General features: G+C 45.1%; 20 protein-coding genes and 1 tRNA gene. 11 read left to right on the top strand and 10 right to left on the bottom strand.

Annotation, left to right across the window (positions count from 1 at the left end):
• Positions 1–33 precede the first annotated feature (33 nt).
• Both LWL52_RS18510 and LWL52_RS18515 read left to right on the top strand, forming a co-directional pair.
• Positions 34–107 (top strand) — tRNA-Arg (locus tag LWL52_RS18510).
• Positions 108–668: 561 nt separating this feature from the next.
• Entirely contained in the window at positions 669–1136 is a 468-nt protein-coding gene (locus LWL52_RS18515; RefSeq protein ID WP_242923064.1) for a JAB domain-containing protein, read from the top strand.
• A 55-nt stretch (positions 1137–1191) separates the two neighbouring features.
• On the opposite strand, the gene LWL52_RS18520 is transcribed toward LWL52_RS18515, so the two are convergent.
• Complete coding sequence (locus tag LWL52_RS18520; RefSeq protein WP_242923066.1) at positions 1192–1833, bottom strand: hypothetical protein; 642 nt, start codon at positions 1831–1833, stop codon at positions 1192–1194.
• A gap of 268 nt (positions 1834–2101) precedes the next feature.
• On the opposite strand from LWL52_RS18520, the gene LWL52_RS18525 reads away from it, so the two are divergent.
• The 3 genes from LWL52_RS18525 to LWL52_RS18535 all read left to right on the top strand — a co-directional run bounded on the left by LWL52_RS18525 (position 2102) and on the right by LWL52_RS18535 (position 4404).
• On the top strand, positions 2102–2740 hold the full coding sequence (locus LWL52_RS18525) for a hypothetical protein (protein ID WP_242923068.1): 639 nt from the start codon (positions 2102–2104) through the stop codon (positions 2738–2740).
• A 265-nt stretch (positions 2741–3005) separates the two neighbouring features.
• The gene (locus LWL52_RS18530) at positions 3006–3539 is read left to right on the top strand and encodes a hypothetical protein (RefSeq protein ID WP_242923076.1); all 534 of its coding nucleotides are present in this window, start codon (positions 3006–3008) and stop codon (positions 3537–3539) included.
• Positions 3526–4404, top strand: a complete 879-nt coding sequence (locus LWL52_RS18535) for an agmatine deiminase family protein (protein ID WP_242923078.1) — start codon at positions 3526–3528, stop codon at positions 4402–4404. Before LWL52_RS18530 ends, LWL52_RS18535 begins: the two co-directional genes overlap by 14 nt.
• 181 nt (positions 4405–4585) lie before the next feature.
• Here the strand turns inward: LWL52_RS18535 and LWL52_RS18540 are convergent, their stop codons facing one another.
• On the bottom strand, positions 4586–5689 hold the full coding sequence (locus LWL52_RS18540; RefSeq protein ID WP_242923080.1) for a Fic family protein: 1104 nt from the start codon (positions 5687–5689) through the stop codon (positions 4586–4588).
• 357 nt (positions 5690–6046) lie between these two features.
• Between LWL52_RS18540 and LWL52_RS18545 the strand changes: the two genes are divergently transcribed.
• The 6 genes from LWL52_RS18545 to LWL52_RS18570 all read left to right on the top strand — a co-directional run bounded on the left by LWL52_RS18545 (position 6047) and on the right by LWL52_RS18570 (position 11095).
• Entirely contained in the window at positions 6047–7171 is a 1125-nt protein-coding gene (locus tag LWL52_RS18545) for a hypothetical protein (RefSeq protein WP_242923082.1), read from the top strand.
• 263 nt (positions 7172–7434) lie between these two features.
• Complete coding sequence (locus LWL52_RS18550) at positions 7435–8400, top strand: hypothetical protein (protein ID WP_242923084.1); 966 nt, start codon at positions 7435–7437, stop codon at positions 8398–8400.
• Positions 8401–8486: 86 nt separating this feature from the next.
• Positions 8487–8822 (top strand): helix-turn-helix domain-containing protein, encoded by a 336-nt coding sequence (locus LWL52_RS18555; protein WP_242923086.1) that lies wholly within the window; start codon positions 8487–8489, stop codon positions 8820–8822.
• Positions 8823–9216: 394 nt separating this feature from the next.
• Positions 9217–9588: a plasmid mobilization protein gene (locus LWL52_RS18560; RefSeq protein WP_437179368.1), complete on the top strand. Its 372-nt coding sequence runs from the start codon at positions 9217–9219 to the stop codon at positions 9586–9588.
• The gene (locus tag LWL52_RS18565; protein ID WP_242923090.1) at positions 9585–10532 is read left to right on the top strand and encodes a relaxase/mobilization nuclease domain-containing protein; all 948 of its coding nucleotides are present in this window, start codon (positions 9585–9587) and stop codon (positions 10530–10532) included. Before LWL52_RS18560 ends, LWL52_RS18565 begins: the two co-directional genes overlap by 4 nt.
• Positions 10529–11095, top strand: coding sequence for a beta/alpha barrel domain-containing protein (locus tag LWL52_RS18570; RefSeq protein ID WP_242923092.1), 567 nt, complete (start codon positions 10529–10531; stop codon positions 11093–11095). The genes LWL52_RS18565 and LWL52_RS18570 overlap by 4 nt, the downstream gene beginning before the upstream one ends.
• A gap of 36 nt (positions 11096–11131) precedes the next feature.
• Here LWL52_RS18570 and LWL52_RS18575 read toward each other — a convergent pair whose 3' ends face one another.
• From LWL52_RS18575 to LWL52_RS18610, 8 genes are all read right to left on the bottom strand, one after another.
• Entirely contained in the window at positions 11132–11551 is a 420-nt protein-coding gene (locus LWL52_RS18575) for a helix-turn-helix domain-containing protein (protein WP_242923094.1), read from the bottom strand.
• Positions 11552–12647: 1096 nt separating this feature from the next.
• A complete protein-coding gene (locus tag LWL52_RS18580) occupies positions 12648–14270 on the bottom strand; it encodes a DNA cytosine methyltransferase (protein ID WP_242923096.1) in 1623 nt (540 codons plus the stop codon).
• Positions 14251–14682 carry a very short patch repair endonuclease gene (locus tag LWL52_RS18585; RefSeq protein ID WP_242923098.1) on the bottom strand — a complete coding sequence of 144 codons (432 nt, stop codon included), beginning with the start codon at positions 14680–14682 and terminating at the stop codon, positions 14251–14253. Before LWL52_RS18585 ends, LWL52_RS18580 begins: the two co-directional genes overlap by 20 nt.
• Before the next feature lie 81 nt (positions 14683–14763).
• Positions 14764–17139 (bottom strand): AIPR family protein, encoded by a 2376-nt coding sequence (locus LWL52_RS18590; protein ID WP_242923100.1) that lies wholly within the window; start codon positions 17137–17139, stop codon positions 14764–14766.
• Complete coding sequence (locus tag LWL52_RS18595) at positions 17136–18137, bottom strand: PD-(D/E)XK motif protein (RefSeq protein WP_242923102.1); 1002 nt, start codon at positions 18135–18137, stop codon at positions 17136–17138. Before LWL52_RS18595 ends, LWL52_RS18590 begins: the two co-directional genes overlap by 4 nt.
• Positions 18112–20889: a Z1 domain-containing protein gene (locus LWL52_RS18600; protein ID WP_242923104.1), complete on the bottom strand. Its 2778-nt coding sequence runs from the start codon at positions 20887–20889 to the stop codon at positions 18112–18114. The genes LWL52_RS18595 and LWL52_RS18600 overlap by 26 nt, the downstream gene beginning before the upstream one ends.
• On the bottom strand, positions 20889–22373 hold the full coding sequence (locus tag LWL52_RS18605) for an ATP-binding protein (RefSeq protein ID WP_242923106.1): 1485 nt from the start codon (positions 22371–22373) through the stop codon (positions 20889–20891). Before LWL52_RS18605 ends, LWL52_RS18600 begins: the two co-directional genes overlap by 1 nt.
• Positions 22367–23563: a restriction endonuclease gene (locus tag LWL52_RS18610; protein WP_242923120.1), complete on the bottom strand. Its 1197-nt coding sequence runs from the start codon at positions 23561–23563 to the stop codon at positions 22367–22369. The genes LWL52_RS18605 and LWL52_RS18610 overlap by 7 nt, the downstream gene beginning before the upstream one ends.
• Positions 23564–23583: the final 20 nt, after the last annotated feature.

Consider the following 23583-nt stretch of genomic DNA (forward strand, 5'->3'; position numbering starts at 1 on the left):
AAGGCCTTTACTTTGCACTCACAATAACGGAATGGTCACGTAGCTCAACTGGATAGAGCATCTGACTACGAATCAGAAGGTTAGGGGTTCGACTCCCTTCGCGACCACTTGAAAATCAGCCACTTACGAGTAAAATCGTTAAGTGGCTTTTTTTATGTACACACATTTTGCACACAGATTTGTCAATTTAACCCTTCCCTATTAACTATTTTTATCAGGCCAAAAAAAGTTATTTTAAATTACCTAGCTTGTTTACTTGGTTTGCTACCTCTAAGGTGATTCGTCCCTGGTCCCCTAATACCTACCATACTTTACCTGTTTAATTTAGGCTGTTCTGTTTAACAGGTATGTGAAACCAGCTGTCATTAAGCACAACAGATATTCTCATTCTCTGCTTTTCAATAAGCGGCAATAGACTTTATTAAGCCATAAGACAAAGTCAATTATACCCGCAGGCAAATTATTTAGGACACTCCAAAGCAAAAGTCCAGGGTCATTCATTCCGGCGCTAAGTTAGCCTGCCGTCCGGACACGGGACAAGGTCGTCCTGGAAAAAGGGGGATCCCAAAGGGAGCCCTCCACATTTTTCCATGCTCCACCTTGCCCTTAGTCCGTCCCGAAGGCAGGTGGGGCACCATAATCAATTTCCTCACTTAAAAAGCAAGATTATGGAAAAGCTCATCAAAAACGCCTCCTTTCAGGTTGCTGAAGTTAAGCTCTCTTACCGCAACCGCATCAAACCATCCGAAAGACCACAGATCACCTCTTCCACCGATAGCTACAACGTGCTCAGGGAAAGCTGGAACACAGGCAAGATCCAGTTTGTAGAGCAATTCAAGGTTATGCTCCTCAACAGGGCCAACCGGATACTGGGCATCTACGAACTCTCCACCGGGGGCGTAGCTGGGACTGTAGCAGATCCCAAGCTCATCTTTGTGGCAGCTTTGAAAGCCTGTGCCAGCGCCATCATCCTTTGCCACAACCATCCTTCCGGCAACACCAAACCTAGTACGGCGGACCTGCAGCTCACCAAGAAGATGAAACAGGCCGGGGAACTGCTCGACATAACAGTGCTGGATCACATCATCATCACCAGCGAGAGTTATTACTCACTGGCAGACGAGGGGCTTTTATAGCCCCCTTTTTGCTCACTTAAGTATTTAGAACAGGTTCTTACTTTTTAGAAATGCCTTAAGTTCTGACAAAATAGTCCTCCATCTTTTTCCCAACCCCAAGTTTCCTTTTCAGCTCATGCTCCTCAAGGCCAATGAAATCCATTGGAGCAACTTCATACTCCTCCTTGGCTTTATCCTTCCTAAAGCGCCAATACGTGTTATAGGAACCAGGTCGTAACCAGAGCTTGACCACCTGCGTCTCTTCCTCAAAGTAGTGGTTGATCTCCTCTACAAAGAAGTGAGCAGCCCGCAAATAAGCTGAAAAGAAGGGAATAGAGACTTCCTCCCCCACCCGGGGCATGATAGGCAGTTCGTCCGCCTGCAAACTCATAAACTTGTTTTTCCTCCAGCCCCTGATCAGAAACTCGTACCGGACTTTCGTAAAAGAGAATACCGGCCTTGCCTCGTGATACAGCACAAGATCATGGTATATCTCTTCCACGTACTTCCTGATTTTACCGTACTGCAGCCCCGTGGCAGCTGACAAGTCTTTCAGGGAGGGCATAGACGCCTGATCATCATAAAACAGGTCCCTTGCCAGTATGTGCTTTAACAGAACATTATAGGCATTCCCTTTCTCTATAAGCCTCATGGCCTTGCTCCTTATAGAGCTGATGTCCATCAGCATCTCCTTGGTTGACATACGATCCTCTTTCATCTGGTTGTAGAGTAAGAATTTCAGTTGTACATGTATTGACTGTATACTAGTAATTTCCTAACGCCGAATGCTAATTCCCAAAAATTGCAAAATGGAATAAATGCAATATATTAGCTCATAAACATATAGTTAGCGCCTTAAGTACAGGAGCGGAAGTCGCACAGGGAAACAACTTCGTCCCATTCCATGTGATAGCATTACCCACAAAAACTGTGGCTGCCTGAGCGTGGAAGGCCGCCTTGCAAGCCGGAGCAGTAACCAACGAAGCATGATACAGTCACCGGAAGAAGTCAGACAAGCCATCTCGCAATGTTTTGAGTTAGTTATAAGTGAATGCAGGCTTATACTTGCCTCAGAACTGCATTACCAGGCAATGCTTTACCATCATCTCAGACAAACGGGGGGCATACCCTTCAACCAGCTTGGGATGAATGTTAAAACCACCATTCCAGGCGTACAGCATCCTTTTTTGCATCAGAAATCCCTGTCGCGCCACGCAGATTATCAGAATGCAGATATCGAAATCATTCCCGATATCACAGTCTTCACCCGCGATATTGACCACGACTGGAGAAGACGAAACTTCATAAGCACCCTAAAGGAAACCCTGTACTCCCTGGAGGTAAAAGCATCTGAGCGGCACAAAGGCCGACTGCAGCAAAAGGAAATAGAGACAGACATTCGAAAATTAGTGGCACAGCGGGAAGAGACCGAAAGAATTCATAACAGGCGAATAGGAGTTGGCATGTTTATCATTGACGTTGCCCCGGACCCAGATGAAAGAATGAAAGGAGCGACATTAAACTACTTGACTGAATTTGCCAGACAGCAAGAGGTGGACATCTGGTATTTTAACCAGGAGACGCAGGTAGAGACTTCAGCAAAGCCAACTCCAGTAACAAGTTGATGCATCTGTCCGGGTTGATGATAACTTAAGCTAATTTCCAGACATGTTAAATTGATCCACTTCTACTTCCAAGTGAGCGGGTGTACCAACAAAACAATTATCTTCACTACAGACAAACATCCAGTGATATCTGAAATAAGCAAATGCAGCAGCTACTGATACTTTAAAAGCACAGGAAATCATTTTGCGGATAGGTGGCACCTTGGGATTGCCCGGCAGAGCGTAACTTATCAAAAGAAACGTAACAGTTAAATTTAGATCAAGCATGAACCAGGAAGAATTTCTACTGCAGCACCTGACAGAGGGAAAAAAATACCAGCAGATCTGCGACGAACATGGCAGCATCACATTAACCCAACTCAGGGAGTGGTGGGAAACTGGCCAGGAGCTGAGGGCGCAAATCAAAAGATCCAACATCCTGTTTGAGAGCAGGAAAGGCAAGGAGGAGTTTGCTGCGTTTCAGGAAGCGGGGAAGCGGGCCTTCTTCGAATGGCTCAGGGAACAGCCAAGGCATTGCGCTTATTGCGGGATAACGGAAGATAAGCTTCAGAAACTATTCGATAACACAACAGGGTCTCTTTCAACAAAGAGGAGGCGCGGCAGGTCCCTTGAGCTGGAACGGAGGGACTCCAAGTCAAATGAATATTCCATCAAAAACTGTGTGCTGGCATGTTACTTCTGCAACAACCACAAAAGCGATGTGATCACAGAAGAAGAGCACCGGCTTTACTTCGCCCCACAGATCAGGAAGTACCTGGAAGACAAATATGCCCAGCTAAAAACAGATGGTAACCGATAGAGAAACCAACTACGTTTTCTTTTCCGGGCTCCTGGCTTCAGATGCGCGCTATACAGCTGCTTATGCTAAGGTAAGTCAGGCGTTGAACAGGCACCAGGTCCGTCATGGCTTGCTGAAGGGAACAAAAGACATCTGGTGCAGGGATTACATGCCTATCCAGAAAGGCGATTCGGCATACGTTCAGTTCAGGTATGCCCCCTCCTATCTGGCCAAGGATGCAGCCTTGCAGACAGACCCGGCAGTAACGCTTGAGCTCAATCAAATACAAGCTATTTGCTCGAACATCAACCTGGATGGCGGAAACGTGGTGCGGTGGCAGGACAGGGTCATCATCACCGACAGGGTCTTTTCGGAGAATCCCGCATATACGAACAAATCTCAGCTGATCGATGAACTGGAAAAGCTCCTGGAGGCTGAGATCATGGTGATTCCCCAGATAAAGTCCGACATGACAGGCCACGCAGACGGGCTGGTAAGGTTTTATGACAGGACCACACTGATTGGCAACTGCCTGGAAGCGGAGTACGGTTACTGGAAGAATGGCATGAGGAAAGTATTAATAAATTACGGCCTTGACTATATTGATTTGCCGTTCCTGGATTACAAGGTAAAGGGTTTTCCTGAATCCGCTGTTGGGTGCTACGTGAACTACCTGGAGGTGAGTGACCTGATCCTGGTGCCCGTGTTTGAAGTGGAAGGGAACAAAGACCAAGAGGTAATGAATATTTTAACCAATATTTTCCCAGACAGGACAGTTGCCCCTGTCTGTATAAACGAAGTGGGCAAACATGGTGGGCTGCTGAACTGTATAAGCTGGAATGTAAAAAACACTACATGCTCAAATGCAACGGCGCTGAACCTGTAGCGCGAATGGACTAGGTGCTGGGTGGTCCTACTGCAGATAGGAACCCGCTTTCGGGAAACACTCCTCCCGCTTCAGCCTCTCAAGGTCTGTCGCCGGCTCCTTGTTATAAATCCTCAGGTGTATAGACCTGCGGTGCCTGTTGGTCTTTGCCCAGAAAGGTGCCTGAACCGGATTTAGAAGATTACATGTTCAAACTATAGCGGGTACTCCGACCGCCGCCTTCCTGGATGAACGCCCCCAGCTCCAGAAGATATTGCAAGTCCCTTGTTGCAGTCGCCTTGGAGGCTTTGGTGATCGCTATATATTTTCTTGCATTCATACCTCCCTCAAATCCCTCCGGCCCTGCATCAAGCATCCTTCTTACAGCTTTTATCTGCCGTTCATTCAAAGCGTCCTGGAACCGGTCAAAGAACTTCGACTTCTTCAGAATGAAATCCACCAGGCTGATCGCCTGTTGCTGTGAGGTGAGGATAACGCTGACAAAGTAGGTGACCCAGGAGGTGATGTCGTTGCTTTTCTGGGCCTGCTCCAAGGCATTATAATACGCCTTCTTATCTGCCTCTATTGTCCTGGAAAGGCTTAGCAACACCGGACGGCCTAACGTTTGCGACAAGGCTTTTTCTGCTAAGGCGCGCCCGATCCGGCCATTACCATCTTCAAACGGGTGCAGGGTTTCAAAATACAAATGTGCTACGGCCGACCTCACAGGGGCTTTCCTGATCTCCTTGTCACCTCCGGGTGCTGTCTGGTTGAACCACTGAATGAACCTGCTCATTTCATCTGGGATGCGGGAAGAGGGAGGCGCCTCGAAATGCACCTTTTCTTTGCCAAGGGCGCCTGAGACAACCTGCATTGGTTCTTCATGGTTGCGCCACACGCCGACACGGATTTGCTTCTGCTCTTTTAAAAGCAATGTGTGCCATTGGAAGAGCTTTTCCGCTGTCAAGGCATCCGCATAGGTTTTACGGGCATCGGCCATCAGCTCCCCCGCCCCCTGTGCCATTTTATCTTTGGTAGCCTCAGGGGTTTGATTAAGGCCCAGGTTATTGCGAATAGACGAAAGAACGTCCCGGCGGCTAAGGTACTCGCCTTCAATTTCTGAGGTTTTGATCGCTTCGGCCACCATTGTATCAATCACAGCTTCCAACTGGACCGCTTCGGGCAGGGCCTTCAATATCCCACCGACATGGCCCGTCAGCTCTGCGAACTCGAAAAGCATTTCTTCCACTTCGCTTACATCATACCTGAATGCAGGCCAGTCGGGTTGCTGCCAATTATAGCTCATGAGCCGAATATAACTTTTATTCGGCTCAAATAAAATATAATAGTGAGCCGAATGGTAAATTTAATCGGCTCATGGCCACATAAAAGCGCTGAAGCAGGAAATATCTGCCTGTACCATGCCTGTTTAGCGCAACTCTGGCAGCATTACAGGAGGGGGAGTTACTGGCCATGGAGCGCGGGTCGGGAATCCGGGGTAAGGCTCAACTTTCCTGGGCTGGTGCCAGTCTGTGTTGTCAGGAACCCACTTGGCAAGACAGCCCAGCCCCTTTTGAATAAATTCCCTTTGTGCTAGTTCTTCATTTTTAATCCTTAGCTATACTTTGCTATATTTAGAAGTAAAGTACTCTATATCAATTCGATGAAAAGCAACCTGGTTACCCGGCTGGAACTCTACAAACAGGTATGGTCCGAACCAATCTCTTCCCTTTCCCTTAGGTATAATGTCTCAGACTATGACCTTCGCAAGCTTTGTAAAGAACTGCAGATCCCGCTGCCACAACTTGGGCACTGGCAGCGCATCAAAGCCGGAAAGAAGGTTCCTGTGCCAGTACTGCTCACCAATGAAACGGTAGCGCAGGAAATAGATTTCAGTATACTTGCCGGGGCTAAAACTGCAACTTCCCGTAGCCCGCTGGAGCTTTTGCAGCTGGAAATTGAACACAGCCTGGAGAAGGTACTGAAGGTACCGCCACGGCTTACCAATCCGGATATTCTGATAGCATCGGCCAAGGCTGATATCGAGGAGCGAAACGCCAGATATCGTTTCACCGGTCTGCTCAACACATCCTATGGTTTCCTGGACATAAAGGTTTCCAAACAGTGCCTGGACCGAACGTTTCGGCTGATGAACACGCTCATCAAGGCACTTCAGGCAAGAGGGCATAACGTTCTTAAGAGTAGTTACCAAATCTGCATTCATATCAGGAATGAAAAGTATGAGGTGGCCATCCGGGAGAAGCAGAAGAGATCGGATGAGATCAGGAAAGGAAACTACTCCTTCGATTACATCCCAACAGGCACGCTGGTCCTGAAGATCGGCCCTTCCTGGAGCTGCAGAGAGTGGCAGGACGGGAAGGTTCCCTTGGAAAGCAGGCTCTCAGCCGTCATCGCCTACCTCGAGTGGAAAACGCAGAAAGCAGAGGCTCGGCATCTTGAACACCGGAAGGCTGAGGAAGTACGCCTTGAAAAAGAGCGGATCCAGCGGGAACTGCAGGCACGCAAGGAACAGGAGCTCCACAGATTCAAGGTACTGCTGCAACAGGCAAAGCGCTGGCAGGAGGCGCAGTTGCTGCGAGCCTATATCGCTGCCATGGAGCAACAGGCTGAAGGCTCACCTTCTCATTTCCCTAATCGGAAGGAATGGCTGGCCTGGGCTGGGCAAAAAGCGGATTGGTACGATCCACTCATGAACCTTCCGGATGCTCTTTTAGACGAAGTAGATAAAGATTCGCTTGCCTTCAGGAAGAAAGTCCTTTACGGATAAAACTTTCCCGCATTCTTGTTTTTCGTGCGCTTTAGTCATGGGAACCTGCTGCCAGGGAAGCTAGGCCAATTCTTCTTCTAAACTACTGATTCCTCAGCCCGGTATGCATGATGGTTAGTATTTACTAATCTGTTCACTCTCGTATAACAGGGCATTGCTCCCAAAGGATGCTGGTGAAAGCTCTCTTTAAATAAATAACGTTACAAGCAGCCTTTAATCATAGGAAGTTTACCCGAAAGGCAATCTAAGACGCCAGACGCGCTATGAAGCACCTGAAAAAGTTTCTTTCCCGCCTGCAGACCTTCGAGCTGCGCCTGATCCAAAGAAAGGTGGCCGTGGGTCCTTATGGCCAGCAGGAAGTGACGGGTTACGACCTTCGGCATGAGACGCATTACGACGAGGCCGCCCTCTTTGAAAGCGAGTTCCGGCTTCTCTCCCAGATGGCTGCCCTCGACCTGCTCTCGCTCCACCACAAGCAACTGCAACTCGTCCTGGAGCAAGTGACGGAGATAGAAGAGCGGTTCAGGACCTTCTGGGTCCACTTCCACAACCACGCTCCGGGTTATGGGCAGGCCTACCCTACCTGTTACCTGGAGCAGCTCGGCCTTCCCAGCTTGTTTGTAGTGCACAACCTGCAGCCTGCCCATGCGGGCATAGCGGTGTGGGAGGAACTGGTGGATGACCTGGGCGAGACGGTCAAGCTTCGCGAAACGATACTGGCCAGCTTCAGACGACACATCGCGGTGCTGCTTCCCACCTCGGAGCAACAGGCGTTAATTTCAGACGAGGCCGCTCCCGCCAGGCTTGTCACTGGCTTTCCCCGCTTTGTGGACGGGGTGCCGGAGAGCCTCTTCGAAATCCTCAAAGGCTACTTTACTGCAGAGGACCAGGAGCAGCTGCTGTCCTTATTGCAGGAGAACCGATCTCCCTCTTCTCCCCTGCTCTTCCACGGAAACGGCAATCAGCTGGCTGATGCCTTCAAGCAGCTCTACGAGGCCAACCTCATTATTGGCTGCCTCAAGTCAGACCTGGAGGAATGGATAGCAAGCCACTTTGCCTATGTATTTCGCAAGCAGCAGCGCACCCTGCCTCCCGGCTACCTGGCTGCCATTATCTCCTCCAATGCCAAGCCCTGTCAGTCGCCCATTCTCGACGTGCGAAAACAACCCGGAGGCACGTACGCTGTTTACCCGGTCCTGCGCACGCAAAAAAACTATAACGGTCAGTAGGAAACAGGCAGGATGCTGTCCTGCCTTCTTGTAACCCTGAAAACAAAGCGCTTACCATTGCAGTGTAAACCAAATCAATCACTGCCATGGAAATTTACACCTTTGAGCAAATGCCCCAGGCCATGCGCCTGCTACATGAGAAAATGGATCGCCTGGAACTCCTTATCACCGAGCAACGCGCGCCGCAGGACACCGGGACGATCTTCAACGTCACACAGGCTGCTGCCTTTCTCCATCTGTCCGTCTCCACCCTCTATGTGAAGGCCTGCCGCCGGGAAGTTCCTTTCAACAAGCAGGGCAAGCGGCTTTATTTCTATAAAAGCGAACTGGACGAGTGGGTACGCAAGGGACGCAAAAAGACTGTTTCTGAATTACAGGAGGAAGCAGGACACCACATGCTGCGCGCAAGCAGAAAAGCCTGACCGTCTACTCTCCTAAGGAAAGCCTGATACTTTACAAGCCCAGTCAGCATACACCAAAATCAGGGTGAGCGAAACGTCTGAGCTATAAGTCACGCAAGTCCGCTACTACTACCCCTGACTTGCAGCACATCACTCCTCCTGTGATCGTCCAGCAACCCTGCTCTACCGAGGCTTTCAGGACGTGAAAGATTACTTAACATCCCGACATCGGCTGGTCAAGCAACTCCGGGTAAGGCTCAGCTATTATTAGGAAGGCTAACGGGAAGCGCTTTTAAGAGCAGGGAGCAAGTTTGTGTTTTTGTCATACAAAAACCCTTGCCCGGCCACCGGCCGCGCCCTCTGCTCCCGGTGGTCGCAGCAGGGAAACCATTCAACATCTTAACACAGAAAGGATATGGAGAAGAGTGCAGACGAGCAGCAGGGGCCGCAGCGAAAGAAGGGCGGCCGACCAACCAAAAAGACGAAGCGGAGCTATACACTGGTCGTGCGCGTGACAGAGACTGAGCGGATCTTGGTCATGGGCAAGGCCCGGGAGGCGGGCATGAGTGCCTCGGCCTGGTTTAGGACAGCTGCCAGGAAGACGGTAGTTATCGCCCGGCTCTCCCCGGAAGAGGCAGCCCTGTTGCGCTCGCTCTCAGGGCTGGCCAACAACCTCAACCAGCTGGCCCGCCTGGCCCACCGCGAGGGGCTGCTGTCGGTGCAGGGCAAGTGCCGCCTGGCCCTCGGGGAAATAGACCGTCTGCTTGCGCGCCTTCGGCAAAGATGATCGGAAAAGTGATGATCGGTAAGAGCTTTTCGGGCTGCGTCCGCTACGTGATGCAGAAACCGGAGGCTGTGGTACTTGCAGCGGAGGGTATCCGCACGGACACTGTCCCAGGCATGATTGCCGACTTCAACCTGCAGCGCAGCCTCAACCCCGAGCTGGGCAAAGCGGTTGGCCACATTGCCCTGAGCTGGAGCATCCGTGACAGGGAAAAGCTCACTCCTGAGAGCATGGCGGCGCGGGCAAAAGAGTACCTGAAAAAGATGCAGATCAGCGCCACGCAGTACCTGGTGGTCGAGCACCGGGACAGGGAGCACCCGCACCTGCACATCATCTACAACCGCGTGGACTATGAAGGGAAAACGATTCCCGACAGATACCAGCACCGACGCAACGCAGCAGTTTGCCGGGAGATGACCCAGCAGCATGGCTACTACCTAGCACCAGGAAAAGGGCAGGTAAACCGCCACCGCCTCAAAGGGGGCGATATGGCAAAATACGCGCTGCACGACACTATCAAACAGGTTCTGCAAAAGGTAAAGACCTGGTCCGAGCTAGAGGCCACGCTGCAGGCCAAAGGCGTCTATGTTGAATATAAGTACAGAAGAGGGACAGACCAGGTGCAGGGCGTGAGCTTCCGTATTGGCGAGCTCAGCTTCAAGGGCTCCAGCGTGGACAGGAGCCTGAGCTATGGGGCGATCAGCAAGCAATTGACACAGAACATGCTGCTACGCCAACAGACTGGACATATCCTCCAACTGCAGCAACGCCACCTTACACCGTTGCAAGGTACTACTGCTGCCTTCACACTAGGGAAAAGTAACAAACTGCAGGCGCTGGCTGACACCTTACTGCCTCCTGGCGCAGCACAAACAGAAGGCTCCCCGCACCTGAGTGACTATCACTTCAAAAAGAAACGCAAGAAAAGAAAAAGGAAACACCTATGAACCCAGCGGAACTAGAAGAAAGACTCTCTGACGCAGAGCGCGTGCTGGCCCTGCACGGAAAACGCCTGGAAAAGGTGGAGCAACTAAACGCCCCTGCTCCAGCCAGGCCTGAACAAGACAACGCGGAACTGACTAAATTATCACCTGACATTTCCAACCAGTTTGAGGAACTGAAAAAACTCATCAGCCGGCAGGATCTGAGCACGCAGGCCCTGCAGATCTACGCCCAGATTGCCTCCTTCCGTGAGACGATCACCCAGCTGCCGAAGGTGCTGCCTGTCCGGCACCACCACCATTTTGAGGACAGGTCAAGGGGTTTTCTGATCGGGGGTGTTGTTTGTTTGCTGACGGTGGCTATATTAACTGGGCTTTGCTTTAGCCTATTTCGGGAGAACGTCAGGCTGAGAGAAAGTAGCGCTAAATATGAGATGATCCGCCAAGCTTCCTCGGAGGCGGCTATCTGGGCGGACTCTACTTACCACCTAGACCCGGATGAGGTTGAACGAAGCGTGGAGTTGTTCAAGAAAACAGAGGTAACCAAACACAAGAAAAGCGGCTTGTAAGAAAGTCCCTAGAGCATTTAAATATCTATCTAGCAGTTACGACTGCTGTTGCTGCCGGAGTATTTCCACCTTCTCTCGCTCACTGGCCAGTAGTCGCTCGTATAATCTTTTATTTTCTTCAATTACTTCTAGAAGCTTATCTAAAGGATTGAAAGTACACTGGGAAAAGGTACCACCTGGTCCTGAATTACCAAAGGAGCTATCATTTAAGGTTTGGATAAATACACTCCCGTCATCTGTAAAATTTTTTATTGCCTCAGTAGATACCCCAAGCGCTTTGCCTATCCTCTCTAGCGTCGAATCATCCAGATCTTCTTCCTGCTCAATGCGTGAGATATTCTGCTGTGTTGTGCCTAGTTCATTGGCTAAGGCAGACTGCTTTACTCCCAAAGCGGTCCGCATTCTTCGCACGTGGTCACCCAAGTGGATCGGTCGTTTTCTTTCTACTGTTTCCATAAATTAATATACAAAAAAACAAGCTTTTCAGCAAGGGGATATTCAATGTTAATTACAATTGTAAATTTGGTATATAACAAATTCAAACCCTGTTACTCAAGAAGAAGCTTAAATATAAAAGCTATTTATTCCTCCTCAAAAAGAATAAAGAATGTGGTAAACAAGATAATTAGAAAATTGAAATACTTATTGAAGTTTCCATTCTGCTTCGCGATCACCGAAAAGCTTCTTAGCTATATGCTGAGAGGCTTTTTTAATTATTTGGAAATATTCCGGAGGCTAAAGCTTGATTTCTCTTGCAAAAGCCTAATCGTTCTAAAATCCAACGCCTTTTGTAACCAGCTCCAATTGGATAGGCAAAGCTTCAGCACCTGCTTGGAACGTCGAAAGGTACTCCCTCTTTTGCTCATGTGTTTTCAAAGGAAGCTCCTTTGAATATGTCATAAATAATGGTAAATCATTTACCTCACAACTCTTACAGCAACAGGAATCAATATGCTGCTAAAACTGCTAACAATAGCCTCTCAACAGGCACATGCTTGAACAGTCTAGAAGCCAGTTTACTCCTACTTCTCAGCCCTCTCTGCCAATTAGGCATATTAACTTGTTATAAAAATATTTATATAATAAAGGCAAGCCTGCTACCATGCCTTTCTCTTGGCACAGTACCGTTGCAGTCTCTCGGCATACACGGATTACTATATCGGCTCTAAAAACAGCCCATCTGCCAAAAGATAAGGATTCACCAGCACAGTGTCTTTGACAGGTCGCTTGGAGGGCAGGTCCTCCACCGGCAATTTCTGCCTAAAGCTGCTCCTAGTGACAAACAAGTACATGCAGCTGATACTTTTTCTTGTCACACCTTCTAATGACGCCGATAAAAGCAGGCAGGTGCTATGGAAACAAGGGCTATCAACAGCCATTATCGAGGAGCTACTTGGAAGGAGGTTCCATCTGGTGAGCAAAGCCAGGAAGAACATGAAGAAGAATGTCAGGTTAACTCTTGTTCAATGCCAGAAATGGCAGCTTACACCCTTACTTTTGCAACTAAATAATATAGATTAGTATAACGTCTATGGCAATAAGAAATATAGAATTAAGCAACAGATGGCTCTGGCTGCTGGTTGGGTAAACTGACGTACTCTCCTCGTTCTGCTTTCAAAGAAGTGAAAACGGGAAGTACCAATTTTGCAATCTGATTTGCAAGCAGTGGAGGAACAGCATTTCCTACCTGTATAAATTGAGAAGTTCTTGACCCACAAAAGAAGTAATTATCAGGGAAAGTTTGAATACGTGCCGCTTCCCGAACAGTAAGGCTTCTGCACTGTGCAGGATCTGGGTGTATATAGTAATGACCATCCTTTGAAATATGACTTGTTATTGTCTTTGAAGGTCTATCCCATAACTGCACCCTGAACCTATCTGCAAATTTTTTATTATCTATGCCTTCTCTGACGTTTTTATGATCAGGCAAAAGAGCAACTGGGAAGTCCTCTAGTTTCGGTGACCTGTGGTAAACTTTGGCAAAGCTCGCAACAAAAAGATATCTCAGAAGGTCACTATCCATATGGCCTCTTGATTTGTGATTACATACTCCGCCTAACTTATTATCCAGAAACCACTTCTTTTCATAATTAATATAAAGACGTTCATCAGCATGAAACTCAGACCCCGCATCTGCTGCTGTACCCTTTATTCTTTTAAGCTGCTCCTTAATTTCTGCAAGAAGAGCTGCTTCGGTTTTTTCCTTCATTAAGGCAGCCTCAATATTACTGATGGCTTCAGCCCATTCCTCACAACTGTCTTTCTGTTTTGACAGACTACTACGCAGTTTAGGTAAACCTTCAAGCACTTTAGAAATAGGAACTTCAGCAACCTTATCTAATACATCCGGAGAGAAGTCAATATCCTTCCTGATACCAAGTAAAATTACTCTGTGCCTTGTTTGGGGAATACCGAATTTCTCTGCCTGTATGACAAAGCTCTTCTGATTAAAAACAGGATTATCATTTATTATATCCTTTCCAATTGACTTCTCAGAAAGTGAGTATATCCTATAGCCCTTACACTCTGAATCAGAGTCAACAGATGAATGTAAACAAGCCTTGGCAGGGTCTGACAAGTCACTGAGAATTTTAGTAAATACAGGACTCTCCTTCGTTTGTGCAGAAAGTAGTCCTTTCACATTCTCCATGACAAAAACCGCAGGACTATGTACCGCAAGTATCCTTAAGTACTGCTTATATAGCCCAACCCGTATATCTTTATTTTCATCAAGTATTTTATCTTTTCTTCTTGACCTTCCAACAATCGAATATGCCTGACAGGGTGGTCCCCCTATGAGTAGCCAGTTCTTATTACCCTTTAAAGCATTACTTATCCTTTGATCCACCTGATTGAATGGAACTGAAGCATCATCGTCACCTAATGTAGCCAGCCAAGCTTCTTCTTTTGCTATTTGTGCCTGCTCCGGCCATCTTTCATACAGATCATTAATGGAAAGACGTCCTTTAATAAAATCGTAATAATCATCCGGAACAGCACCAGGCTCAAACTGCCTGAAGAAACTTCTCAATGTCAGAGTCTGATGTGCAGACTCATCTTTTTCTATTGACAATGCTATGTCAAATACTCTGCTCCCATCAGTGTTTAATAAGGCACTGAAGCCCTCACCAAGCCCACCAGGCCCTGCAAATATGTCAATTACCGGTATTTTCAAACTTCAAAAAATCTAAGATACTGCTTAATGTCTGAGCTCTAAGCTTCGGCTTAAGTTCACATTCAAATATCGTTAAAACTTTCCATCCATCCTGGGTTAATTTTACTAGATTTTGATCATCGCGCACTTTGTTTCTGTTTATTTTCCGTAGCCACCATTCTGTATTGGTTTTGGGGATGACATAGCTTTTACAGCCTTCATGCCCGTGCCAGAAGCAGCCATGGACGTTGATTACAGTTTTATATTTAGGGAGCACAATGTCTGGTTTACCGGGAAGCTCCTTTACGTGCAGCCGGTACCGGTACCCTTCAGAAAAGAGAAATTTACGTACAATAAGCTCAGGCTTCGTATTCTTGCCCTTTATACGACTCATGTTGTAGCTTCTCGTTTCTTTTGAATGCACGTCTGCCATACCTGCTTGAGTAAAATCTTATTCAATCTTACGTTTGACTGGCTTTATCAGGAAAAGGTTTTAACGAGAATGAGGGTTTATTCAAACTTTAATACCAAACTTCTTAATCTTATCAATTGCAGTCTGTGTTGTCTGCAATCTCTTAAGATCAATATTCTCTTTGCGTTTCAGTCTCTGTATAACTGTTTTCAGAACACTGATCTCATTATAACTCATTAATTTGGTTTGCTCTCCAAGATCAATTATTCTCTTCCAGTCATCATTGTTCAGTTTACTTAAACGATTGTATAAGGCAGAAGGATCGACCAGCTCTTTATCATCCAATTGACTAAGCACAGCGACTTTATCGAAGTCTATTTTACTTTCAGCCAGGATGTCGATTATTTCAGCCCCCTTCCTTATCTCCCGCTCGGACAAACCACCAGATTCTCTAAGCTTTTTACAAATAATTGATGCAATAGATTGCTGATATGTACTCAGCACTTTTGAGTTACGATTATAGAGCCACAGACCATCCCAGAACTTTACTCCCAGTGAAGTGATCTTTTGTAAATCAGCATACTTTTTTGTTTCCTCCGTTTTATCATCTACTGATTCATATCTTTCTTTAAATTCTTTATCACTGATCAGATAGGCATTTATAGCCTCCATATTCATTGGATGCCCCTTACATTCAGTTAACGCCTTCCATGTTTTCTCAGATTTAGCAGTTTCACTGACAAGTGCCACATTAAGGGAATCAAAGAAGTCGTAAACAAACTTCAGTCCTTTCTTTAACTCATCCTGTAAATCTTCAGGGACAAATTGCTTTTCCCAGATAAAACCAAGATTGAGCCTGTTGCGTGTGATGCGATGAAAATATGAGAGAGTATATGCAACAGTTTGGGACTTAACATTTGTATCTCCTATAGGGTTTTGATTTTTTCTTCCGAATAAACGGTCAGTTACCTGAAACAGTATGGCATTTGCCACGATGTCCTGCCAGTAAATCCGGTTTGGCTTTTTTGATTTAAATTCATCTTTAATCTCACTCAGGAAGTAGTTGTAGTTTTTTTGTGCTCCCTTAGAAACATGGTGAGGGTGCTGCTTCCAGATGTTTAAATATTTTGCGATTTCAGACTTTACAATAATCTGATTACGGGGATACTTTATAACAAAGGCATCCTTCTTGCCTTTTGTAGGTTCTTTATTGAGAGCTTCCTTATACTGTCCTTTAACCCTCTCCAGAAACCAGATGGTCTGTTTGTTGGTATTCTCAGGGTCAATCGCAAAAGTTGTTCTTGAAAGCTCTTCCAGCTTTTGCAGGTAAGGGTTATTTGATGTCAGATCCAGTTCCGACACTGCATTCTGACTATTTGCGTATCTGGAGATGAAGGGCACTGTTTCATTCTTTTTATCTTCATCTTTGATAACAGTAAGCTTCATCTGGACAAATACCTGTGAGAGATCTGCCTTAAATCTTTTCTCTGTGTGGAACAGGGAAGCAGTTGTTTGTCCTCCATTTACTATCTGAAAGTCTTTAACTCCTGTTATAGCTAGCTGGCCATCATCAAGTCTTATGGTTTTGACTTCCTGAGCTGTTGTTGCAAGTCCGTTGTTATATGGTAAAAACATAAAAGGTTTATTGATAATAGTATCTTTAATACCTTTATTGATTTTACCGGTTTGCTGAAGAAAAGCTCTTACGTTACTCTCCAGAAGCCGGGTACCATAGTTCCTGTAAAGGGTCGCCAGAACAGAGCCTGGCACAATAGCCAGGTAACATTCATACAGATCATTTGCAGAAGGCATTTTCAGGCAGGGTATAACTTTCCCTAATGTTGCTTCAAAGTCAATTTCAATTGGTTCACGATTATACTTTGATTGTGAAAGCCGGTGCAGGCGCTCAGCATCCCACACCTGAAAGGTAAAGGACAAATCCTCCAGACTCTTCAGGGAAAAGCTTTTCGGTGGATCATGTGGGATGTTACCATTGGAGAGAATGAACACATTAACTCTTATAAACTCCTTCTGATTATCCCTGACCAGTCGTGCGAGACCATAAGCTTCAGTAGAAGGCTCAATATCATCAAGATGACCTTTGAAAGCTGCATTAATGAATCCAGTAGACCATTTGATCAGATTTTCAAAATCAGTTTTCCCCACCCGGTAAATATGGTTCGTGTCCTGAAAATGAGCTATAAAAATATCAAGTGTTTCCAGCCCTTCTTCAATTGCATAGCCGTTTATTTTAAACTGCACGTTCTCCCACTTATTTTCCTTCACATAGGAGCATAACCTTATCCCTTCTGTTTCGCCGGCCTCAGAAAGTAACTCCATGACGTACTCAGTGAATTTATTTTCTTTGGAAGTACCATTCTCATCTGAGTAGACCAGTGAATTTATTTCATGGTGAACTTCCTGCAAGTACTGCTCCAGCTCAAAATCAGAGTGAACAACGTCTTTTTGCAGTGTCATATTACTGTCGTTAATACTTCCTCTTCCGTAGTCTCAAATGAATAGCAGGCTGAAAGATCAAGTTGATATTTAACATTGAAAAGGGCATCATTACCAAGGTTCGCCCTGACTATAACTGGAAATTCTTCCCGAATTCTGAAAAATCTTCTTTGATTTACTGAGTAGCTGGTCTCATCATAGTGCTCAACCATATCCCTGCTAATTCCAGAAGATTCTAGTTTGATATCAAACTCCTGAATCAGCTCCGGATCAAAACTTAGTAAATCGCTTATCTCATTTATAATTGCACAAAGGGAATCGACATTTCCTGAAGATTCGCTAACTACAAGCAACACTAAAAAAAGATTGTCCCAGCATGTGAAATCAAGCTGCTGTTCATTTGCTATGTGGACAGATGAATTGCTCGCTTTTGTTGTTTTAATTTCAACTGCATTCCTGTTCCGTGCAAAATCCTGGTTTGAGCTGAGAGGCCCTCTCCATGAACTTAATATTTCTGCCCGATCTGAACAAGTGACCAGAAGTGTTCGCAGGAAAAAAAGCTCTCCGTATAAGCCTCTCTGTTTTTCTGCACTTAGTAACTCTCCGGACACCCTTAAGAAAAGCTTTTTCCAGTAATTAACCCGTTGGTTTATTATGGTGAGTGCCTCTATGGTATCAGTAACAGGAATCAGCTTTTCTATCAGATCTTCAATAAAAAGAACAAATAAATCTTTCAGTTCTCTATCAAGCAGAATAATAGTATAATCCTGCCGTGAGCTGCTTACCGGGATTACCTGAATTTCAAGCCCTCTAAACTTCCGGATAAAATTATTATGAACGGAAACCGAACTATCCAATTCAATCTGAAAGGTTCTGGCTCCGGTATACCCTATCAGACCAATAAAACATTGCAGACCGGGAACACATGATATCTGCTCTCTTAAAACCTGTTTATCAGGGGCAGATTCCTGTTTCTGCCAGATTCTTTTAATATCATCCTTCATCCTGCTCATCATCATCTTCCTGCAGGACTTCTTCAAAATCTACCTGTGCCGGTCTTGCAGCGTAGCTATAAACTTCTTCCCCTTCAAAATCCGGAAATATCAGACCAAACCCAATCAATGGAATATTCTCATCAAGTTTAGATGACACCCTTGGATCGAGAGGCATGATCACTAACAAAGGTCTGCCTTCAGTATTTCTCTTCTGTTTTATTAACTCTTCGGTGGGCTCTGAGTCGAAATCTAAATCTATCATCCTTGCTCTCCTGTCAAGAATTGCATTTTTACTGCCTTTTACTCTAAGCTCTTTTAAACCTTCTTCCAGATTTCTGGCAGGAAGACCTGCTGAGATATTTCCATCCTTCCATGAGAAGTCATGCTTCTTAACTGGTTTACCACTCAGGGCACCTTTTGTGGTTATCGTTTTACCTGAATTCAGAATAACAGCAACTGACCATTCCTTTAGCCTGCTCTCTGAATTTTGCTGTTCTATGTAAGCCCTGAGTACATCATTGCGGACATACGCTGATTTATATTTTGATATAAAGTCAATTACCAAATCTGAGCCCGCTGATTTCCAGAGCAAAGCATTTACTCCCCGATTAGATTCCAGAAGTTCCGGGTTTGATAAATAATTGAGTAAATTGTTAAAAGCACTGTTGTTACCTTCCACTATTGGACGGGATTTGTCAAATATGTAGGTCTGTATCAATTTACCGGAAAATCCGACTTCAATCCGTTCATGCTCTCTCATCTTTGTCACTGAAGTTATAGACAGCATCCCCGGATGTGTTCGTACTTTAAGCTGATAATCCTGGGGTCTCAGATTTTTTGCGGCCATTTCATCAAAATCTGCGCGCATTTCTTCTGTTGCCATTGTAACATGACGGTACCAGTTTACCAACTGTTCAGTCGTATACAATCTGCACAGATCTATATAGCCAGGACGATACCCAAACCATCTCCCCATCTGCATCAGGGAATCGTACATCCGTGTGGTTCGGAGGTAATAGCTAACAGACAAACCTTCAAGAGTAATACCACGCGCCAGTTTATTACCACCAACGGCAATAACTGATAGCCCATTCTCATATCTCCCGTAGTTTATCTCCTCGATATTGTGATACTCCAGATTCCGGGTATTTTTCGTTCCGTGTACGGCCCGCACTTCGATTTTTGAAACTGCCTCTATCAGATGACGGCTTACATCTTCCCAATTATGGAGTTTCAGCTTAGGATCTGAATATGCAAGGTTTTCAAGAACTTCTGTTGTTGTCGGTAAAAAATCGTTCTCAAACAGTTCTTTCAACTCCTGCATAAGGTTACCTTGGCCGGACTTTATCTGGCGTTTAAAGTCCCTGAGTATCTCATTCACTAACCAAGCCACCCGGTCAATCCATGCTACCCTGAGTGCTACGTGTACCAGCATTGAATTATGCTTCTTTCCATGCCCTCTCAACCTTCTGATAGCACACGTAAGTATAAATGCTTTTATAGCTTCTTTCAGAGTTGCCGGAACATCATCAGGGAGCTGGTCCCTGTTATTTCTGTTTATAGTTCTGGGAAACCAAGGCTCCTGATCCTCTGCCGGCCGGATTATATCAAGCCCCTCAAATTGTTCACCTGTCTTTCTGTTTTCGAAGCCGAATACCTGTGCAGCACCAATGTAATTGGAAGGCGGAGGAATATTAACTATAAAATCTCTTGGGAAAAGATCTTCACCAACCTTCAGCCGAACATCTTTCACCATAGTCTCAAGGTCTTCACTCCATGAAGATGGAATAAACAGGTTGGCATATGGGGTAGCAGTATACCCTATAAAAGTGTTTTGATTAAACAGACTCAGAAGAGTTCTGATCAACCGGTTTATTGCTCTTACATCAATTTCAGTCCCTGAATTCACAGAAGCATTATCAGCTTCATCATCAATTACTAGTACAGGAACATCAAAAATTTTACGATTTCCGGCAGAATCTTCCACTGCATACTGATTTAACCATAGTATCAGGTTCTCAAGAACACTGACATTCTTCTTGATTACAAGTACAGTCGGACTTTTACCCCCTATGGGAACGTTTATCTTATTGGCAATACCCCTGTTAAAGTCACCCTTTTCATCAGAAGAAGTGTAGGAGTAAATTTCTGTATCAGCTTTAAACTCACCAACGCCGATTTTATTGACTCGCCTCCTTATTATGAAATCCGCACTATTTCGGCCTATATAGCCTTCATCAATTCTCACCTGAGTCTGTGACCGGAGGGAATTGTGAACACCTGCAATGACAATGATCAGCTTGTAGCCGGCATCAGTAGCTTTGTTTATTAGTCCTGTATAATTCGCAGTTTTACCGGACTGCACATTGCCTACGACCATACCCCTTCTGTCCCATCCACCTGTTGTTTTTGGATTCACGCATTTATCCAGAATTCTATCAGTGATATCATCCAGATTATCAATCGGGAAAGAACCATCCTTCATCTTGATGTAAGAACGGTAACGTTTCCATAACTCCCATGGCAACCCTGCAGTATGGTCATTCAGCCAAGGCTTCACATCTTTGTTTGTTAGATCAGTGGGATTACTCTGGTAGACTTCATAATCAGTCTCTAACTGAGCGATTAATTCCTCTTCATCAACAAGAGGATATTGCTGTTTCAGAAGAGGGTTCTGTACTACATTAATTATATCATCCAAAGTAATGCTTCTGCCTGCCTTTATTGGGGATAAGAAAATGTGGCACACATTTGTCGCACTTTCAAATTGGTCCATTATACAAAGTGTTCTATTAATTGTGGATATTGATTGAAGGGTTCGATGTGAAAAATCTGCTTGATAGCTAGTTCATTAGCTACTCCCGTTGATTTAAGTGAATTGTACATCCTTTTTGCCAATTCTATGGTACCCTGATCCGGTTCATTCTTATTTTCCCGTAGCTCATGGCTTTCAGGTTCTTCACTGTGAAACTGGATGATAGATTCAACAGGAGTTGTATCTCCTATCAGTTTTAAGGCTGCTTTCAGATCAGACTGGCTAATGTTGTCTTTTTCCAGCAATTGCTTTATTAGTGGATGCTCCGGATTAATATAATAATGTCTTACATCATCCCTTGTCTTTCTCGCTTTCCACACAGGCTGGAATGAGAAACTCTTAATAGAGTCATCTAGCATAATCTGATTCCCTCTGAAACGATGTACATCTCCAGCAGCTTTTCTGGTCATTTTACCTAACCGGACCAGATCTTTCCTTATAGCTACTGAAGGAGATGCTGCAGCTTTCTTTATGTCTATTTTCCATTCGTGGTCAAGCTTGTTTGATATATCCACGAGAATTCTGGCATTTTTAAAATGTTCATTTTTAGCAAATAACCCTAACCAGTCTCCATAAAGCAGTAAGCGGCTGTTTCTGTAAATATAAAATCCCTGCAACTGGTACCACTGATCCGTTTTCGCAATTTTTCTCGCTTCTGGGCTGAGTTTGGAAATATGTGGCAGCACGTAACATTTTACAGTTACCTGATCATTATTAAAACTCTCTCTAGCTATCATCTGACCTCCATTCGATTCTTTCATAAATGGGTCCCATGCTTCCAGTATATGACCATTCATCCAGATGGATATTTTCTTTCTCTCAATGTATCTGTGGAAGACAAGACTTAAATGTTCCTCAACTTTTTCAAATTCCTCTAAAAATATGCTCCTCGCAGCCTCATTATGCACGTTGGCATTTCCAACAAGACGATCCATTTTTTCCCACAACACCGTTGTTCCACTACATAAATTATCCAACTTATCCTTAAACTTATGATCAGATAAATAGTCAAGCAGATTCCACTTCTTCGTGTAATTCACAAAATCCAGATCCCAGCATCTTTTCAGAATATCGTAGTTCTTTTTTTTTGTTATTACAGTCAATGCCTTACATTGGGAGAAGGAAGATGTTTTGAGTCCCAAGCCAAACCGTCCGAGATCATTCTCCTCACGCACATCCTTTGGATCTTTGCTTCCGGGTGTCATAGCTTCAACCAGTACATTTTTGTCCATCCCTTCTCCGTCATCAGTAATCGTTACCCAGGAATCCTCACCCTGCCACTCATACTGTATCCATATATTTCTAGCACGGGCGGAAATACTGTTATCTATGATGTCTGCAATTGCGGTCTGTAGGTTATAACCAAAGGCCCTGAAGGTATTTATCATTGCCCCTGCCTTCGGCGGTGTTTCTTCTGATGGGATGTGCAGGAGGTGGTCTAACATAGAGTCATGTTTTTTGTCATAGTCTCTAACCATTCTTTCTTTATTTCACCTTTTTCCACAAGTTGAAGTTCCTGAAGAATATTTACTATATCGTTTCCTGAAAAAAGTCTGACCGGATATCCGTCTTCCAGTACTTCTCTTTGAGTTTGTCTGGTGTAATAAGATGTAGTCACAAATACTCCGAATTGCCCTCGGCTCAGGCGGGCAACCAATCGGGATACATGCTTTGGCTGAACTGCTGTTTCACGGGAAAACTTTTTGGCTTCACCCAGAAACTCAATTTCATACTTTACCGGATAAGGGATAGAAAATTTACCAAAGAAATCCAGTCCTCCATCCGCTGTAGGTCTAGTCCTGACAATTTTATGATTTACATGTGGAAGGCTCCGAAACAGCTCTACTACGACTGCTTCAAATTGTGTTGGAGTAAGTTCACTTAACCTTCTCAACAGCAAATCTCCGGCACTTTTCTCCAAGGGAAGCTGCTCTGCTTTGTCCAATATCCTTTTAGACCATATATCCAATTTTCTGGTGTTTCCCTTGATATAATCTTCCCATACTTTCGGAGCCGCTGAATTTAGCTGCTGTGAATCAGAACATTGAACCCGGTTATGTAACCAGGACACACTCACTTTTTCTGTATCCAGTATTGTGAGCTCTGCCCGGTAATTCTTAACAGGACTACCAGTATCTTTAAACCATGTTAATTCAAGATTCTTCAGAACACAAAGACCATTAAACTGGACCAGACCACTCTTAACTTTTGAAAAGTGCAGAATTGGAGGAAGTTCAGATAACCTGTTATCCAGTACATGTTCAAATATGCTGAGCATCTGCTTATTGCCTCTGAAGTCTGAATAGTTTTTATGGGCATGGTGTTTTGCATCTCCCCAGTAAAAGATAGTACCCGTAGAATAGTCAATGATGTCTTCCCAAGGGTTATGCCGGCGATGAGAAATCTGCCTTGTGATCAATACTATATAAGAAGGTAATTCAGAATTTCTTTTCAGAAATTTTGCACTTCTGATGCCTCCTGAATTTCCTATACCACTCCCGTTCAGAGCAAACCATGAAACGAATTCATCCTGTTCGCGGGAAACACTCAGAATATCTTTATATGTATGCCCTACTCTGTAACTTCTTTCCATTGCATTTATACCCAAGCCTTTCAGTAATTTGATTTTAAGCAATCTGATTCAGGAAAATGTGG

The sequence above is a fragment of the Pontibacter liquoris genome, assembly GCF_022758235.1.
In the GTDB taxonomy this organism is placed as follows: Bacteria; Bacteroidota; Bacteroidia; order Cytophagales; family Hymenobacteraceae; genus Pontibacter; species Pontibacter liquoris.